Here is a 611-nt window from a genome sequence, read left to right as displayed (position 1 = left end):
GCGTTCTCGCTGCAGTCGGGCGAAGTCAGCCAACCGGTGCAGGGCCGCTTCGGCGTCGCCCTGGTCAAGGTCGGCAAGATCGAGCCGGGCGTGACGCCGACCTATGAAAGTGTCGCAGCCCAAGTGAAGAAGCAAATCGCGACCGAGCGCGCGCGTGCCAAGATGACCGAAATCCAGAACAAGATGGAAGACGAGCGCAGCGGCGGTGCCAATGTCGTCGAGGCTTCGCAGAAGCTCGGTCTGACCCCGATCACGATCGAGGCTGTCGATCGCTCCGGCCGCGCGGAATGTTTGCCACCGGCTGGCCGTCGGGCGCGCGGCCTCGACGTGGTCTCGCAGGCCTTCAACAGCGATGTCGGCGTCGACAACGAACCGATCCAGTTTGCCGGCGGCTATGTCTGGTACGACGTGCTCGGCATCACGCCCTCGCGCGAGCGGCCGCTCGACGAAGTCCGCAGCCAGGTCGAGGCGAAATGGCGCGAAGACCAGATTTCGAACCGGCTGCGCGCGAAGGCGACCGAGATGGTGCAGAAGGTCGAGCAAGGCAGCAGCCTCGCCACCGAGGCGGCAGCGGTCGGATCGAAGGTCGAGACCGCGACCGGTTTCCGCCG

Annotated in this window: 1 protein-coding gene; it reads left to right on the top strand. The window is 66.1% G+C overall.

Going from position 1 to position 611, the window contains the following annotated elements:
* Positions 1-611 (top strand): peptidylprolyl isomerase (locus tag HCN50_RS33010; RefSeq protein ID WP_171714018.1); only part of this gene is annotated, 611 nt, incomplete at both ends.

Source organism: Bradyrhizobium archetypum, assembly GCF_013114835.1.
Classification (GTDB): Bacteria; Pseudomonadota; Alphaproteobacteria; order Rhizobiales; family Xanthobacteraceae; genus Bradyrhizobium; species Bradyrhizobium archetypum.
The sequence above is the reverse complement of the archived record's forward strand: the minus strand, read 5'-3'. Positions and strand labels throughout refer to the sequence as shown.